Origin of the sequence: Agathobaculum sp. LCP25S3_E8 (assembly GCF_052117165.1) — a bacterium.
Lineage (GTDB): Bacteria > Bacillota > Clostridia > Oscillospirales > Butyricicoccaceae > Agathobaculum.
In genome coordinates this window covers 1-15,194 of sequence record NZ_JBQKJR010000004.1, presented here as the reverse complement: position 1 = coordinate 15,194, position 15,194 = coordinate 1, and the positions used below count along the sequence as shown (strand labels likewise).

The following is a 15,194-nucleotide window of genomic DNA, read 5'->3' as shown; positions in this document are numbered from 1 at the left end:
CTTTTCGGGGAAAACGTGGGATGTAAGATATCCACATTGTAATCGTTTTTTTTCGCGCCGTCAATCATTCAATGCAGGATATACAAAAAGCCGCCGTCCCGGAGGACAGCGGCCCGTGCGATAGTCTGCTTACAGGAAGATATATTTGAGAATGAACAGCACCGCCAACACATACATGAGCGGGGTGACCTTTTTGCCCTTGCCTGCGGCAAGGTTAAGCAAAACATAGGAGATAACGCCCATCGAGATGCCTTCGGAAATGCTGTAAAACAGCGGCATGGAGATGATGGCGAGATAAGCTGGGATGGCTTCAGTCAGGTTGTCCAGATCGAAGCGGATTTCGGAAACCGTGCCGACCATCAGGAAGCCGACCATAATCAGCGCCGGCGCGGTGGCGAAGGAGGGGATGGCGGTGAAAATCGGCGCAAACAGCGTGGAAATCAGGAACAGGATGCCGGTGACCAGCGCGGTCAGACCGGTGCGGCCGCCGACGGCTACGCCGGAGGCGGACTCGACAAAGGTCGTGGTGGTCGAGGTGCCGAGGATAGCGCCGGCCGAGGTCGCAATCGCGTCGGACAGAAGCGCGGGCTTGATGCGCGGCAGCTTGCCGTCTTTGTCGAGCATGTTCGCTTTGGTGGCTACGCCGATCAGCGTGCCGAGCGTGTCAAAGATATCGACGAACAGGAACGAGAAGATGACCACGATGAAGTTGATGATGCCGACCGCACCAAAATCCACATTGAAGCACTGGCCGAAGGTCAGACCGAGTTTGGTAAAGTCGGTCATGCCGAAGGCCGGGAACAGGGTATAGAAGCCCGCTTCTGCGTCCGGGACATACAGGCCCGTCAGCTGGCACAGCATACCGATGATCCAGGTCGCCAGAATGCCGAACAGAATTGCGCCCTTGACGCGGTGGATATACAGCACCGCGGTAATGAACAGGCCGACCAGCGCGAGCAGCGCGCAGATGCCCGAGGTGTGGAAGTTGTCGGTGAAGCTCGTGATGGTGACGAGCGTGGAGGAGTCGACCGACAGACCAGCGTTTTGCAGGCCAATGAAGGCGATGAACAGGCCGATGCCGACCGAAACGCCCTTTTTGAGCGTCAGCGGGATAGCGTTGAAGATTGCTTCACGCACGTTGGTCAGCGACAGAACGATAAAGATCAGGCCCTCGATAAAGACCGCAAGCAGCGCGACCTGCCAGCTGTAGCCGTAACCGGCGACAACGGTATATGCCATGAAGGCGTTCAGGCCCATGCCGGCGGACAGCGCAAACGGCAGGTTTGCCATGAACGCCATGCAGACCGTGCCGAGGCAGGATGCCAGCGCGGTTGCCAGCAGTACGGCGGTCGGGTCCATGCCGGTCGAGCCGAGTACGCTTGGGTTGACCGCAAGAATGTATGCCATGGTCATGAAGGTGGTAATGCCCGCCATGACCTCGGTGCGGACGGTGGTGTGGTTGTCCGAAAGTTTGAACATCTTTTCAAACATGTGTGGTTTCAGCCCCTTTTTGTTTTCTCTTTTTCCCTTTTCTTATTTGCCGTCGTAGGATACGACCGTAGCGAGCGGATAGTCCTGCAGACGGTCGCGGCCGTGCAGTCCCTTCAGCTCCAGCAGGCACACGATCTTGACCACGGTTGCGCCGAGCGACTCGAGCAGCTTGGCCGCTGCTTCCAGCGTACCGCCTGTGGCGATGAGGTCGTCAATCAGCACAACGCGCATCCCCGGCCGGATATCATTACGATGCACCTCAATTGAGGCAGTGCCATACTCCAGTTCGTAGGACATGCCCGCAGTCTCACGCGGCAGTTTGCCTGCCTTGCGGATCGGGATAAAGGCTTTGTGCAGCTTGTAGGCGATCGGCATGCCGAACAGGAACCCGCGCGATTCCAGCCCTGCGATCACATCAAATGTTTCCCCCTCCAGCAGCGCGGCCATTTCGTCCACCGACAGTTGCAAGCCGTCCGCGTTGCCGATGACCGTGGTGATATCCCGGAAGATCACGCCCCGTTCGGGAAAATCTGGGATGCTGGTGATATATGGTTCGATTTTGCTCATGCTTCCTCCTCCATGCAGTGTTTTCTTCGCATTCTGTGTGTGGACTTGTGCTGCCCGCAGGCGACAAATCATACACAACCATTTTAAGCAAAAACGGCGCGTATTACAAGAGTTTTATTGATGGAAATCCGGCGAAACATGCTACTTTTTTTGCCTTATCCGGATTTGAGAAAACTTATTCGTACAAATTATGGAAAAGTGTATGGATGAAAACCAGTCGGCGGTGCCTTGTTATCAAGATGCCGCCGATTGGGGAGGTTCAGGACGATTGTTTTTGTCGGCCGAGCGTGTACAGGAAAACGGCGAGCAGCACCGTTACCGGAACGCTCAGTACGATGCCGAAGCTGCCGGCCAGCCCCTGCATGATCGCAATGCCGATGTTGTTGGAGTTGATGATTTGCAGATAGGGCAGGTCGTACGCATAGTCGAGCACGAGCATACTGATGCTGCCGCCTGCAAAGGCGAGGATGAGCGTGTTGGAGTCCGTGCCCATCATGTCGCGGCCGACGCGCATACCTGCGCGGAACAGCTCGCGGCGGGAGATATCCGGCTTTTGGGCGTGGATTTCGCTGATGGCGCTGCCGATCGACATGGCCACGTCCATTGTTGCGCCCAGACTGGAGATCAGCAGACCGGAAAACAGCAGGCCGCCAACCTGGATGCCGTTGGTGTTCCACAGTGTCAGCAGGCTTTCGATGTCGCTGACGTTCCAGCCTGTGATGCCCGAAGCCGCGCTGAATGCGGTCGCGGCCAGACCTGCGATGCACACGCCCGCAACCGTACCGCCGGTCGCGACCAGCGTTTTCATCGTCGGGCCGCCGATCAGGTACATGGTGACGATCGTGGTGATCGTGCAAATGAACACCGACACCCAGAACGGGGAATGGTCGCGGTAGACAAGCGGCAGATACACGAACAGGATGCAGAAAAAGGTGAACACCAGACCGAGCGCGCCCTTCACACCCTGCTTGCCCCCCACAAGACACAGCACCAGCAGGTACAGTCCCGCAAAAACATAGATAACGGTTTCACGGTCCTGCGCATAGACGCTTGCGACGGTCGAGTCGCCCGAAACGCTCTGCATGACGATAACCTTCATCCCTTCGGTGCAGCCTGCGCCGAACAGATAGCCGGAGGAACTGGTCATTTCGAGCGTCTGCCCGGCGCGCGCACCGGTTTTCATTTCCACGCGCACCAGCTGCTCGCCCACACGGCTGCCGTCGTACTGCAAATTGTCCTGTATGATCTCGGTGACGACGCCTTTCTCAAAGGTCTGCCCTTCGCGGGAGACGAGTCCGATTTTATCTACCGCATTGATGCGCACAACAAATATGCAGAACACAAGCAGCAGCACAAGCGGCGGCGCCCAGCGGAGCAGCAGACGGCGGACGGGTTGTTTTTGGTCGGTATGCAAATCAATCACTCGCTTTACGGAAATGGATAATGTCTTGCGTGCAAGGCAAAGACAAAAAACAGGGAAAACCGGAAAATTCTCCGCGGATGCGTTGTCATCCGCGGAGAATCTGCCGAAAGAATGTAGGAACGGAAGAAAGAGGGAAAAATTACTTGGTGGTGATGGTCAGCGTGCCATTCGATACCGTGCCCTTGATGCCCAGCGTGGACAGCAGGCTTGCCGGGACATAGTAGTTGCCGTTTACGTCGGTAGCGGCCGTAGTCACGGTCTTGCCGTTTACCTGCATGGGCAGGGTTTGCTTGACACCGGTCGCCTCGGCAACCGGAGCGAGGGCTGCGGTGTCGTAGCGCTCACCGGTGATGACGATGACACCGTTCTTCCACTCGACGTTAAACTGGGCAGCCGTGCCATTTACTGCGGTGGCGAGGTCGCGCAGACGGTAGTAGGTCTCGCCGCCAACCGAAGCGGTTGCAACCTCCTTCGCTGTGCCGTCTACGGTGACCGCTGCGGCCTGCTCATCGGTCTTTTTGATGGTGAAGGCGTTGTCGATCTTTTCCACCGCGCCGGTATCGGTGATCTGGTAGGTGTCAATCGAGAAGGTGTCGGCCGTCAGGTTGATGACCGAGTAGCTCGGCAGCCAGTTCTGGCTGCGCTCGGCAACGCAATCCTGCTGGGAAGCGATCAGCTCATAGAACTTGGAACCCGAAGCGGAGTTTGCGGTCATGTACAGGATGCCCTGCGGGTTGGTGACCGTGTTGCCTTCGACATCTTCGATGGTGTAGCACTCTTTGTCGGCCTGGAACGCATCGTGCTTAGCCTGACCGGCTTCCTCCTCGGGGTAGAGCGGGATCTGCTCATCGGTCTGCGTGTTGTACGCATTGTCCCAGTCGTAGTCCGAGCCGTCCTCGTTGAGGCGGAATTCGTAGGTGCCGTGGGTTTGGCCGTCGCCGTAGAGCAGCTTGGTGCGGCTGTAGGTGTGGTCGTGGCCCTGCAGGACAACGTCGATGTCGTACTCGTCAAAAATCGGGGTGAGCTGGGTGCGCAGGATCATGCCGTCGGTGTCCGAGTGGTCAAGGCCGGAGCCGTAGATGTCCTGATGGATGGTGACGATGCGGAATTTGGCGTCCGGGTCGGAGGCCACGGCTTTTTGGATGGTCTTTTCATGCTCGGCCACATTGTAGTTGTTGGTATTGAGCACGATGAACAGGCCGGAGCCGTAAGAATAATAGTAGTCGCCGCCCGCCTCGGTTTCACCGTAGCCGGTCTGGTTCGGGTTGTAGAAGTGGTACTGGTAGTCCGCGTTGAGCGAGTCATGGTTGCCGATCGTGGTGGCAACTGGCAGACTGGTCAGCGCGCTGGCGGAAAGGTAACCCGCATACTCCTCTTCCTTGGGCTTGCTGGTCTTGTTGATCTGGTCGCCCGCGGAGATTACGAAATCGAGTCCCGGATTCTGCTCGAGCGCAATATCCAGTGTGCGGTCCCAAGCAAAGCTGTCGTTGCGTGCGGCGGTGTTGGCTGCGCCGCTGTCCGCGGCAAGTGCTTCTCCGTTCTGCGTCTGCCCCTTGGAAGCGCCGATCTGCGGGTCGCCGACGTACAGGATTTGCGCGCTTTCAAAGTCGCCGGTCTGGTAGGTCTTGACCTCGGTCTGCACGCCGTTCTTTTCCACCGTGTAGTAGTAGGTGGTGTTGGCCTTAAGGCCGGTTACTGTGACGTGATTGTAGGAATATGCCGTGCCGTCGGTCAGGCTGGTGTCCACGGCGGCAGAAGTGCCGGTGAACCCAGCAAGGTTGTTTTTGTCCGTGCCGAAGTGTACGGCCGGCGTTGCGCTCTTGCCACTCTCATTCTTGCTGTACCAGGCGAAGTTCAGCTGGGTCTCGTCCGCGCCGGGCGTCATGGAAACCTGCGTGTAGTCGGTGGCAATGGTATTCCACGCTTCGGTCCATGCCTGCCAGCCCGCAGCACCGGTGACGCTCGAATCGTTATAGTCCGCCGCGGAAGCGAACGGGTAGGCGCCGAGCAGCAATGTGCTGGTCAGGATGCCTGCCAATACTCTTTTTGTCTGCATTCGTGATTACTCCCTTTTTTGCATGTAATTGCAGGGTATGAATTGATTCTCCCTGTGTCCAAAAGCGAGTATAGCACCGGAAAATATCCATCTCAACCACTCTTGCCAAAGCTTATCCTACATTTTAACTGCCTTTAACGATGAGGGAAATTTGTTGTTTTTCGCATCCATTTTTTACCCAAACACATGGTTAGGCTTTGCTTTCCGCAGGCATGCGCACGGCGAAATGCATGGTCGAGCTGAAAGGCGACGCGCGGCAGATAGCCTGCGTCCTCAAGCAGCGTAAACAGCGGGAAAAAGATGGCCATAGGGGGCAGCATGACCGAGATAACGGTCGCCAGCACGCGCCACAGGCCGTCAACCAGCAGCGAAACGGCAAACGGCGGCAGACCGAGTGTGGACAGGAAGGTGGCAAACGGTGTACTCAGGCCGAGTAGGTGTTCGCCCAGCCATTCGCTCGGGACATTGGCACCGAACAGGGTGATGTAAAACACAAGTGCAAGCAAGAGTAGCATGAGCGGCAGTCCGAACCGGCGGCTGAGCAGGATGCGGTCGATGCACCGGTCGCGCGCATCTGCGTCCGCGGGGACCTGCACGCAGGTCAGGGCGATTTCCTCGGCGCGCAGTGCCGCCGCAGCGGTTAGCAAATCATCCAGTTGTTGGGCGGATAGCCCTTCGGGTGGATGCTCGTTGAGCGCGGCGAGCGCCTCCGCCCGCGAAAGACCGGATGCGTGTACCGCATTTTCGATTTCAACGGGGTAGCGGATGGAAGCAGGGTGGGGGACGGTTTCACCGTTTAATATGCGGCACACGGCCTGTGTCAGTGAGGGGAGACCGTGTCCGCGCCGTGCAGCACACGGCACAACCGGTACACCCAACTCGCGCTCAAGCGCAGGAACATTGATGCGAATACGCTTTTTGCGCGCTTCATCCATCAGATTGAGGCATACCACCACATTAGGGATGACCTCAAGCACTTGCAAAATCAGAATGAGGTTGCGCTCCAGACAGGTCGCGTCCGCAACCAGAACGGCAGCGTCCGCTTCGCCACCTGAGAGAAAATCTCGCGCGACACGCTCCTCTGCCGAGCGGGGGCGCAGCGAATAGGTGCCCGGCAGGTCAACCAGCGTCATCTCGCGGCCACCGCAGTGCATTGTGCCGCGTGCGCCTGATACCGTCTTGCCGCTCCAGTTGCCGGTGTGCTGGCGCGCGCCAGTCAGCGCATTAAACACGGTGGATTTGCCGACATTGGGGTTGCCCATCAGCGCCACGACCGGGGTTCGATCCGACTCCATCAAGTGTCCACCCCGATTTCGATTTGCGCGGCGTCATCCGCTCGCAGTGCGATGATCGCGCCGCGGATGCGGTAAGCCGTTGGGTCGCCCGCTGCGGCACGTTGGATGCAGGATACCCGCGTGCCTGCCACCAGCCCAAGGTCCTGCAGGCGGCGACGCATGCCGCCAGACAGATGCAGCGCATGCACGCGTGCCCTTGAACCTTCGGGCAGGTCGGACAGCGGGGAAAAGATTTCGTGGTCCATGCAATCATTCCCAGTTTGAAAAATTTCGGCCGCACTTTCCGCGGAGGAAGGCGGTCATTGCATCCTATGCGGCGGGCGCGCAGCGTGCTATACTGGGAAACGACAAAAATTTCTCCGTCGTGCTGTAACGAATGGTGGAGTGACTGGTCTTATCTGTGAGAAAAGGAGGTGGACGTGTGCAGGACTTTGAGCAGGTGTACCGGATGTATTTCACCGACGTGTACCGGTATGTATTGTCGCTGTGCCGAAACGAGGGAATAGCCGAAGAGGTCACGCAGCAGGCGTTTTTCAAGGCGCTGCAGGCGATCGGCGGCTTCCGGGGCGAATGTCGCCTGTACGTTTGGCTGTGCCAGATCGCTAAAAATGAGTATTATACTTGGCTGCACAAAAACCGCGGCGGCGAGCCAGTGGAGGATCGCATCGAGGATCTCGAGCACAGGTTCCTGCGCCGGGAGACGGCGTTTGCCGTCCACAAGGCGCTGCACGCGCTGCCCGAGCCATACAAAGAGGTGTTTTCGCTGCGGCTGTTGGGCGAGCTGCCGTTTGCGCAGATTGGGCAGCTGTTTGACAAAACCGAAAGTTGGGCGCGGGTGACCTATCACCGTGCGAGAATGAAACTGAAGGAGGAATTGCAGGATGAAGCTGAGTTGTAATGTGATCCGTGATCTGCTGCCGCTCTATCGGGACGGCGTGTGTACGGACGAGACATGCGCACTGGTCGAAGCGCATCTAGCAGACTGCGCGCCTTGCCGCGCGGAGTTGGCGGCGCTGGATGCACCGCTTGGACAGACGGAGGAGGAGCAGTGCGAGGTGCGTACGCTGGACAGCGTGGCAAAAACGTGGCGGCGCGGCAAGCTGCGGGCGTTTCTCAAAGGCTGTGCAGTCACCGCGCTGCTGTGCGCCGTGCTGCTCGGCCTGTTCGCAGCTTTGGTCGGTTGGCACGGTGCGGTGCCGTATGACCTGTCGCAGATGCAGGTATACGACCAGTGTGTGCTGCCAGACGGACGCATCGCCTACCGGCTGGACTATCCGGGCGATCGCTACATGGAATACCGCTTTGCGGAGGGGGAAAATGGGGAGAAATACAAAATCCCCTGTCACTCGGTTACTGGACTGGGTGAGCCGGACGGCCGTGACTGGCAGAGCGGCGATTGGCATATTTACGACTGGGAGGAAGAAAACGTCTTCCGTGTGAAAAATGGTGCGCAGCCGACGACCGCCTACTATTGGGGGGAGGGGGACAATGCGGTGTTGATTTGGCAGCAGGGCATGGATTTGCCCCGTGCGACCGACGCACAGCTGGCCGAGATCGCCGCGCGTTTTGGTATAGCGGATACACGGTGCTCGCCCGCTGCGGAGGCAGCAGCGGCTGCGGGTGTCGCTGTGACAGATTATCCGACTCCTGACGAGTTGTTGGGCTATATCCCGTATTACCTCGACCAAAATTACCCTGGTTGGCGGGAGAAATAATTCCCGCGCCGTAAACACCAAAACCGGAACCTTCGGGTTCCGGTTTTGGTGTTATTCCGCACTCGACAGCATCAGCTTGATGCGGTTTTCCTGATTGATTTTGGATGCGCCGGGGTCATAGTCGACCGCGACGATGTTCGCCTGCGGGTAGACCTCGCGGATTCTGCGGATCATGCCCTTGCCCGCGATGTGATTGGGCAGGCAGCCGAAGGGCTGGGTGCAGACAATGTTGGTTACGCCTTCGCTGATGAGCTCGACCATTTCGGCCGGCAGCAGCCAGCCCTCGCCCATCTTGACGCCCTCGCCGATGATGGCGTGCGACTTTTTGCGCACCTCGTCAAACGGCATCGGGGGACGGAAGTTGCCGTCCTTTTTCATCAGCTTGATGATATCCGCCTGTTTGCCCAGCAGGAACTGATAGACGAATTTGTAAATGGCGGCACGCTTGGCCGAACGGCCATACAGGTTATGGTCGATAACCGAGTTGTAGATGGAATACAGGCAGAAATCGACCAGACCCGGCAGAACCGGCTCACAGCCTTCCGAAAGCAGAAACTCCTCCAGTTGGTTGTTGCCGAGCGGGGAGAATTTGACGTAAATCTCGCCCACGATGCCGACCATCTTCTTTTTCTGCGTCTTGTCCAGACGCAGCTTGCCGAACGCAGTCAGCACATACTGGTACAGGTGTTTGACCTCACTGTAACGCACCATGCGGTCGCCCGTAAAGCGGGCAGTGACCGCGTTCATGCAGATTTCGATGGCTTTTTCGGTCGAGCCGGGTACGACTTCATATGGACGGCACTGGTTGGCCACCAGCATAATCAAATCGCCGATAAGCAGCGCGTAAGCAATTTGGATAAGCATGGTCTTGGTCAGCTTGAAGCCGGGGTTGGCATCCTCTTCCAGACCGGCAAAGTTGAGCGAAATGACCGGAATAAAGCCATAGCCGTTCTTTTCCAGCGCCTTGCGCATCAGATGGATGTAGTTGGAAGCGCGGCAGCCGCCGCCGGTCTGCGGCAGGATGAGCGCAATCTTGTGGATGTCGTATTTGCCGGACTCGATGGCGTCCAGCAGCTGGCCGATAACCAGCAGCGCGGGGTAACAGGTGTCGTTGTGCACGTTGCGCAGGCCCTGTTCCGCGATGTTCGGCCCGAACGTGTTGAGCAGTTCCATGTTATAGCCGAAGTTTTTCATCAGGCGGCACATCAGGCCGAGCTGCACGGGCAGCATATTGGGCACCAGAATGGTGTAATCCTTGCGCATTTCTTCCGTAAACTGCGCGTATTCATAGGTTTTAGGCGTCGTGTTGTTGCTTTGCAAGTTTTCTGCCCTCCTCTACGGCGGCCAGCATACTGCGGATACGGATTTTTGCCGCACCGAGGTTGCTGATCTCGTCAATCTTGAGCTGTGTATAGAGTTTTCCGCCATTTTCGCAAATGGCGCGCATTTCGTCGGTGGTGATAGCATCGATGCCGCAGCCAAAGGATACCAGCTGAATCAGCTGCGCGTTTTCCTTTTTGGTGACGTATTTCGCCGCGCCGTACATGCGCGAATGATAAGTCCACTGGTTGAGGACATGCACCTGCGGCGCTTCGGTCAACTGCCAGACCGCGTCCTCGGACACGATGACCAGTCCGAACGAGGCGATCAGCTGGTCGATGCCGTGGTTAATCTCCGGGTCGACATGGTACGGACGGCCCGCGATAACCGCGATGTCCAGCCCGTGTGTGTCGGCATAAGCGATGGCCTTCTGGCCCTCCGTGCGGATTTGCGCGTAATAGTCGGCCAACTCCTGATAGGCGGCATCGGCTGCCGCGAGCACCTGCTTTTTCTTGAGCTGCGGGTATTTGCCGCAGAAATATTTTGCCGCGTGCTGTCCGAACCGCTTGGGATCAGCCAGCTCAAAATACGGCATCATAAAGTCGAAATCGGCAAGCGCCGCAACATTGGCCTTCAAAAGTTCGGGGTAGTACGCTACGACCGGGCAGTTATAGCAGTTGGTCGCGCGGCCCTCGTCCAGATTGTAGGTCATGCACGGATAGAAAATCGCGTCCACGCCCTTTTCCAGCAGATTTTCAATATGGCCGTGCATCAGCTTTGCCGGGTAGCATACCGTGTCCGACGGAATGGAGTGCTGTCCCTTCATGTACATATCGCGGGTGGACACGTCGCTCAGCACGGTTTCAAAGCCGAGCGAACGCAGGAAAGTCGTCCAGAACGGCAGCAGTTCATAGTAATTGAGACCGAACGGCAGACCAATCGTAGCGAGCGGCGCGGGATTGCCGGACGGTTCGCCGTAGCTGCGGAGTTTATCCAGCTTCCATTTATACAGGTTGGGCAGCTCGGTCTTTTTCACACCGCCGAGCGGACGCTCACAGCGGTTGCCCGAGATGAAACGGCGGCCGCCGCCGAAATCGTTGATAGTCAGATTGCAGTGGTTTTCGCACAGACCGCAGCGCGCGGTGCGCACGGTGTGTTCAAAACCGGCAAGCACGTCAGTACCGATGAGCGAGGTCTGTTCCGGGCGGTTGTCCTTGGCGTGCAGCGCTGCGCCGTATGCGCCCATCAGGCCGGCAATTGCCGGACGGGTGACATCGCGGCCGATTTCCTGCTCGAACGAGCGCAGAATGGCGTCGTTTAAGAACGTGCCGCCCTGCACGACAATGTGCTGGCCGAGGTCATCCGGCGAGTGCGCGCGGATAACTTTATACAGTGCGTTTTTGACGACCGAAACCGACAGGCCGGCCGAAATCGCGTCGATGCCTGCGCCGTCCTTCTGCGCCTGCTTGACCGAGGAGTTCATGAATACCGTGCAGCGCGAGCCGAGGTCAATCGGATGCTGGGCAAACAGACCGAGCTTGCAGAATTCCTCGATAGAGTAGCCCATCGAGCGGGCAAAGGTCTCGATGAACGAGCCGCAGCCCGACGAGCAGGCCTCGTTAAGCGAGATGTTATCGATGCACTTGTTGCGGATTTTGAAGCACTTGATATCCTGTCCGCCGATGTCGATGATGAAATCAACGTCCGGGCAGAAGTGGCGCGCCGCGCGGAAGTGCGCGACCGTTTCGACCAGACCGAAATCCACGCCGAAGGCGTTCTGGATGAGCGCTTCGCCGTAGCCCGTGACCGCGCTGGAAACGATATGTACGCGGTCCCCACACAGCTCATACAGCTGGGTGAGCTGCTCACGGATAACGTCCGCCGGGTTGCCCTTATTGGATTGGTAGTGGTGGTACAGGATTTGATGGTCCTCGCCAATCAGCACCAGCTTGGTTGTGGTTGAGCCGCAGTCGATACCGAGATAGGCGTCGCCTTCGTACATCGTAACGTTTTGCGTCATGACGTCGTGTACGCCGTGGCGGTGTTTGAATTCTTCGTACTGCGCTTCATTTTCAAACAGCGGCGGCAGATAGTTTGCCACCACCGGCGCGCCGGCCGCGTGCTCAAGCGCGTCGAGCAGCGACGAGACGGTATAGGTTTTCTGTGTGTCGCCCGCGTATTCCGCCGCGCCCGCTGCAATCGCATAGGGGGCAAGGTCGGGGAAGTGCGCATGCGCGTCATCCAGACCGAGCGTTTCCTGAAAACGGTGCTGCAAGCCCTTAAAGAAGAACAGCGGCCCGCCCAGGAACAGTACGTCACCCTTGATTTCTCGGCCCTGCGCCAGACCTGCGACCGTCTGATTGACGACCGCCTGGAAGATGGACGCGGCAACGTCCTCTTTACGCGCGCCTTCATTGAGCAGCGGCTGGACATCCGACTTGGCGAATACACCGCAGCGGGATGCGATGGTGTAGATGCGCTCCGCGCCTTGCGCGAGCTGGTCCAGCTCGGCCGGGGTTACATCCAGCAGCACAGCCATCTGGTCGATAAACGCGCCGGTGCCGCCCGCGCAGGAGCCGTTCATGCGCTCCTCCAGCTGGCCGGACAGGAACACAATTTTGGCGTCCTCACCGCCCAGCTCTATAACCACATCCGCCTGCGGCACATGCACGCCGACCGCCTTGCGCGTGGCAAAAACCTCTTGCACAAAGTCGATGTCGGCAGCCTTGGCGACGCCCAGGCCTGCCGAACCGGTGATGGCGCAGCGCAGCGTGGTGTCTTCCCCAATCAGCGCGCGCGCATTCCGCACCAGTTCAACCGCTTTTTCGCGTACCTTGGAAAAGTGGCGCTCATAATGCTTGTGGATGATCTCTCCATCGCGCACAACAACGATTTTGACTGTCGTTGAGCCGATATCGATTCCTACATTTACGTTCATATATCCTTATTCTCTCCCATGATAAAAACAATGCGTCCGGAGGACGCATGGTGGATGCCAGTAAGAACATATCAAAAAGCCGCACAGACCGGCTGGCGGCAAGGCACATTCCTACATATTTAATATAACGGTGTACAAAGAAAATGTCAATCCGCATACAATATCCGAATTTGCTGAATTTTTCCCTTGACAAATATTCTGTTTTTATATAAAATAAACCGCGTAAGTGAATATACGACCTTATCCAGAGCGGTGGAGGGAACGGCCCAATGAAACCCGGCAACCTGCGCAAAACCATGCGTAAGGTGCCAAATCCGGCGTAGAAAGACGAAAGATGAGGGGGCAAAACGGTTTTTTCGCTCCCTGACGGGAGCGTTTTTTGTTGTGTCCCGGCGTACCAGAAAGGAAGGAATTATATTATGGCACATCATTTTTTCACCTCGGAATCCGTAACGGAGGGACATCCGGACAAAATCTGTGACCAGATCTCGGATGCGATCCTTAACGAAATCTTAACGAATGATCCGTATGCGCGCGTTGCCTGCGAGACGACCTGCACCACCGGTATGGTACAGGTGATGGGCGAAATCTCGACCACCTGCTATGTGGACATCCCTAAGGTCGTGCGCGACACCATTCGGGAAATCGGCTATGACCGTGCCAAGTACGGCTTTGACTGCGACACTTGCGCGGTGTTGACCGCAATTGATGAGCAGTCCGCCGATATCGCGTTGGGCGTAGACAACTCGCTCGAGCGCAAGGAAGGCGCATCGGACGCCGACCTCGCCATCGGCGCGGGCGATCAGGGCATGATGTTCGGCTATGCGTGCGACGAAACGCCCGAACTGATGCCGCTGCCCATCTCCCTGGCGCACAAGCTGGCAAAGCGCCTGACCGAAGTGCGTAAGAATGGCATGTTTGATTATCTGCGTCCGGACGGCAAAAGTCAGGTGACGATTGAGTATGATGACGACAATCTCCCAGTGCGTGTGGATACGGTTGTGTTGTCCACTCAGCACAGCCCGGAGGTTTCGCTCCAGCAGATTCGCAAGGATATGATTGAGCAGGTTGTCAAGGCGGTCATTCCGTCCCATTTGCTTGACGAGAACACCAAGTATTTCATCAACCCGACCGGCCGCTTTGTCATTGGCGGTCCGCAGGGCGATTCGGGTCTGACTGGTCGTAAGATTATCGTCGATACCTACGGCGGCATCGGCCGTCACGGCGGCGGCGCGTTCTCGGGTAAGGACCCGACCAAGGTGGATCGCTCGGCGGCGTATGCAGCACGTTGGGTGGCCAAGAATATCGTTGCGGCGGGACTGGCCAAGCGCTGTGAGCTTCAGCTGGCCTATGCCATCGGTGTAGCCGAGCCGGTTTCCATCATGGTCGAGACTTTCGGCACCGGCACTGTGGACGAAGGCAAGCTGGCCGAAGCGGTACGCAAGGTGTTTGACCTGCGTCCGGCGGCAATTATCGAAACGCTTGACCTGCGCAAGCCGATTTATAAGCAGCTTGCCGCTTACGGCCATATGGGCCGCGAGGAGCTGGGCGTTAAGTGGGAGAATACCGACAAGGTAGAGGAACTCAAGGCCGCGCTCGCGTAAGCGCACGGTAAAGGAACTTGCGGGAGGCGGCAAAGCATGACGGAGGAAGAAAAAATTTTTGCGGGCAGGCTGTTTGACGCGCGCACCAAGGAACTGCGCGACATCAAGCATAAGGCGCACATCCTGTGTCAGAAATTCAATGCGATGGACGAATACGACCCCGCGCGGCTGCCCATTGTGCGTGAGTTCATCGGGCAGATCGGTGAGAAATACTATTTTCAAGGGCCGATTCAGTTTAATTATGGCTCTCATACCTTTATCGGAGAGAATTTCTTCTGCAATTTCAACCTGACCGTCATGGACGATGCGCGCATCTTTATCGGGGATAACGTGATGTTCGGCCCAAATGTGTCACTCATGGCGACCGATCATCCGCTCATTGCGTCCGAGCGCACCAGCATGCGCTATCCGGACGGGCATGTTTCCATGTCCGAGTTTGCCAAGGACATCCACATCGGCAGCAACGTCTGGCTTGCGGCGAATGTTGTGGTGCTGGGCGGTGTAACCATCGGAGATGGCGCGGTTATTGGCGCGGGCAGTGTAGTGACGCGGGATATTCCTGCGGGATACCTCGCAGTCGGCGTGCCGTGCCGCCCGCTGCGGCAAATTACGGAAGCGGACTCCAAGATGGATCTGCTTTGAACGAAAAATATAGAAAAGTCCTGCCGGGATTCTGAACTGCACCCCATTTGTTAGACAGTATGATATACTGGATAACAAGTGGGGTGCTTTATTATGCCAAAAGGAATACCAAACAAACGCTACACACCAGAATTCAAGAAGAT

12 protein-coding genes and 1 riboswitch are annotated in these 15,194 nt (G+C 57.4%); of the genes, 4 read left to right on the top strand and 8 right to left on the bottom strand.

Annotated features, from left to right (window positions below; translation table 11 throughout):
- Positions 1 to 129: 129 nt before the first annotated feature.
- The 6 genes from ACTQ34_RS02665 to ACTQ34_RS02640 form a co-directional block, all read right to left on the bottom strand.
- Positions 130 to 1,491, bottom strand: coding sequence for an NCS2 family permease (locus tag ACTQ34_RS02665; protein ID WP_441362376.1), 1,362 nt, complete (start codon positions 1,489 to 1,491; stop codon positions 130 to 132).
- A 42-nt stretch (positions 1,492 to 1,533) separates the two neighbouring features.
- On the bottom strand, positions 1,534 to 2,058 hold the full coding sequence (locus ACTQ34_RS02660; RefSeq protein WP_441362375.1) for an adenine phosphoribosyltransferase: 525 nt from the start codon (positions 2,056 to 2,058) through the stop codon (positions 1,534 to 1,536).
- 259 nt (positions 2,059 to 2,317) lie between these two features.
- Complete coding sequence (locus ACTQ34_RS02655) at positions 2,318 to 3,472, bottom strand: YibE/F family protein (RefSeq protein ID WP_441362374.1); 1,155 nt, start codon at positions 3,470 to 3,472, stop codon at positions 2,318 to 2,320.
- A 148-nt stretch (positions 3,473 to 3,620) separates the two neighbouring features.
- The gene (locus ACTQ34_RS02650; protein ID WP_441362373.1) at positions 3,621 to 5,537 is read right to left on the bottom strand and encodes a metallophosphoesterase; all 1,917 of its coding nucleotides are present in this window, start codon (positions 5,535 to 5,537) and stop codon (positions 3,621 to 3,623) included.
- 134 nt (positions 5,538 to 5,671) lie between these two features.
- A complete protein-coding gene (locus ACTQ34_RS02645; protein ID WP_441362372.1) occupies positions 5,672 to 6,832 on the bottom strand; it encodes a FeoB small GTPase domain-containing protein in 1,161 nt (386 codons plus the stop codon).
- Positions 6,832 to 7,077 carry a FeoA family protein gene (locus tag ACTQ34_RS02640; protein WP_441362371.1) on the bottom strand — a complete coding sequence of 82 codons (246 nt, stop codon included), beginning with the start codon at positions 7,075 to 7,077 and terminating at the stop codon, positions 6,832 to 6,834. Before ACTQ34_RS02640 ends, ACTQ34_RS02645 begins: the two co-directional genes overlap by 1 nt.
- A gap of 176 nt (positions 7,078 to 7,253) precedes the next feature.
- Between ACTQ34_RS02640 and ACTQ34_RS02635 the strand changes: the two genes are divergently transcribed.
- Both ACTQ34_RS02635 and ACTQ34_RS02630 read left to right on the top strand, forming a co-directional pair.
- Positions 7,254 to 7,730 carry an RNA polymerase sigma factor gene (locus tag ACTQ34_RS02635; protein ID WP_441362370.1) on the top strand — a complete coding sequence of 159 codons (477 nt, stop codon included), beginning with the start codon at positions 7,254 to 7,256 and terminating at the stop codon, positions 7,728 to 7,730.
- Complete coding sequence (locus ACTQ34_RS02630) at positions 7,714 to 8,547, top strand: zf-HC2 domain-containing protein (protein WP_441362369.1); 834 nt, start codon at positions 7,714 to 7,716, stop codon at positions 8,545 to 8,547. The genes ACTQ34_RS02635 and ACTQ34_RS02630 overlap by 17 nt, the downstream gene beginning before the upstream one ends.
- A 51-nt stretch (positions 8,548 to 8,598) precedes the next feature.
- On the opposite strand, the gene ACTQ34_RS02625 is transcribed toward ACTQ34_RS02630, so the two are convergent.
- Together ACTQ34_RS02625 and ACTQ34_RS02620 are read right to left on the bottom strand one after the other, a co-directional pair.
- A complete protein-coding gene (locus ACTQ34_RS02625; protein ID WP_441362368.1) occupies positions 8,599 to 9,867 on the bottom strand; it encodes a 2-hydroxyglutaryl-CoA dehydratase in 1,269 nt (422 codons plus the stop codon).
- Positions 9,842 to 12,805 carry an acyl-CoA dehydratase activase gene (locus ACTQ34_RS02620; RefSeq protein WP_441362367.1) on the bottom strand — a complete coding sequence of 988 codons (2,964 nt, stop codon included), beginning with the start codon at positions 12,803 to 12,805 and terminating at the stop codon, positions 9,842 to 9,844. The genes ACTQ34_RS02625 and ACTQ34_RS02620 overlap by 26 nt, the downstream gene beginning before the upstream one ends.
- Before the next feature lie 237 nt (positions 12,806 to 13,042).
- Positions 13,043 to 13,146, top strand: a riboswitch (SAM riboswitch).
- 78 nt (positions 13,147 to 13,224) lie between these two features.
- On the opposite strand from ACTQ34_RS02620, the gene metK reads away from it, so the two are divergent.
- Together metK and ACTQ34_RS02610 are read left to right on the top strand one after the other, a co-directional pair.
- Positions 13,225 to 14,409 carry a methionine adenosyltransferase gene (gene metK, locus ACTQ34_RS02615; RefSeq protein ID WP_373163882.1) on the top strand — a complete coding sequence of 395 codons (1,185 nt, stop codon included), beginning with the start codon at positions 13,225 to 13,227 and terminating at the stop codon, positions 14,407 to 14,409.
- Between the two features lie 36 nt (positions 14,410 to 14,445).
- Positions 14,446 to 15,051 carry a sugar O-acetyltransferase gene (locus ACTQ34_RS02610; RefSeq protein ID WP_441362366.1) on the top strand — a complete coding sequence of 202 codons (606 nt, stop codon included), beginning with the start codon at positions 14,446 to 14,448 and terminating at the stop codon, positions 15,049 to 15,051.
- Positions 15,052 to 15,194: the final 143 nt, after the last annotated feature.

Bases quoted from the DNA above. Each gene is read 5' to 3' on its own strand.
- ACTQ34_RS02665 (WP_441362376.1), bottom strand. From the start codon at position 1,491: ATGTTTGAAAAGATGTTCAAACTTTCGGACAACCACACCACCGTCCGC.
- ACTQ34_RS02660 (WP_441362375.1), bottom strand. From the start codon at position 2,058: ATGAGCAAAATCGAACCATATATCACCAGCATCCCAGATTTTCCCGAA.
- ACTQ34_RS02650 (WP_441362373.1), bottom strand. From the start codon at position 5,537: ATGCAGACAAAAAGAGTATTGGCAGGCATCCTGACCAGCACATTGCTG.
- ACTQ34_RS02645 (WP_441362372.1), bottom strand. From the start codon at position 6,832: ATGGAGTCGGATCGAACCCCGGTCGTGGCGCTGATGGGCAACCCCAAT.
- ACTQ34_RS02640 (WP_441362371.1), bottom strand. From the start codon at position 7,077: ATGGACCACGAAATCTTTTCCCCGCTGTCCGACCTGCCCGAAGGTTCA.
- ACTQ34_RS02630 (WP_441362369.1), top strand. From the start codon at position 7,714: ATGAAGCTGAGTTGTAATGTGATCCGTGATCTGCTGCCGCTCTATCGG.
- ACTQ34_RS02620 (WP_441362367.1), bottom strand. From the start codon at position 12,805: ATGAACGTAAATGTAGGAATCGATATCGGCTCAACGACAGTCAAAATC.
- metK (WP_373163882.1), top strand. From the start codon at position 13,225: ATGGCACATCATTTTTTCACCTCGGAATCCGTAACGGAGGGACATCCG.
- ACTQ34_RS02610 (WP_441362366.1), top strand. From the start codon at position 14,446: ATGACGGAGGAAGAAAAAATTTTTGCGGGCAGGCTGTTTGACGCGCGC.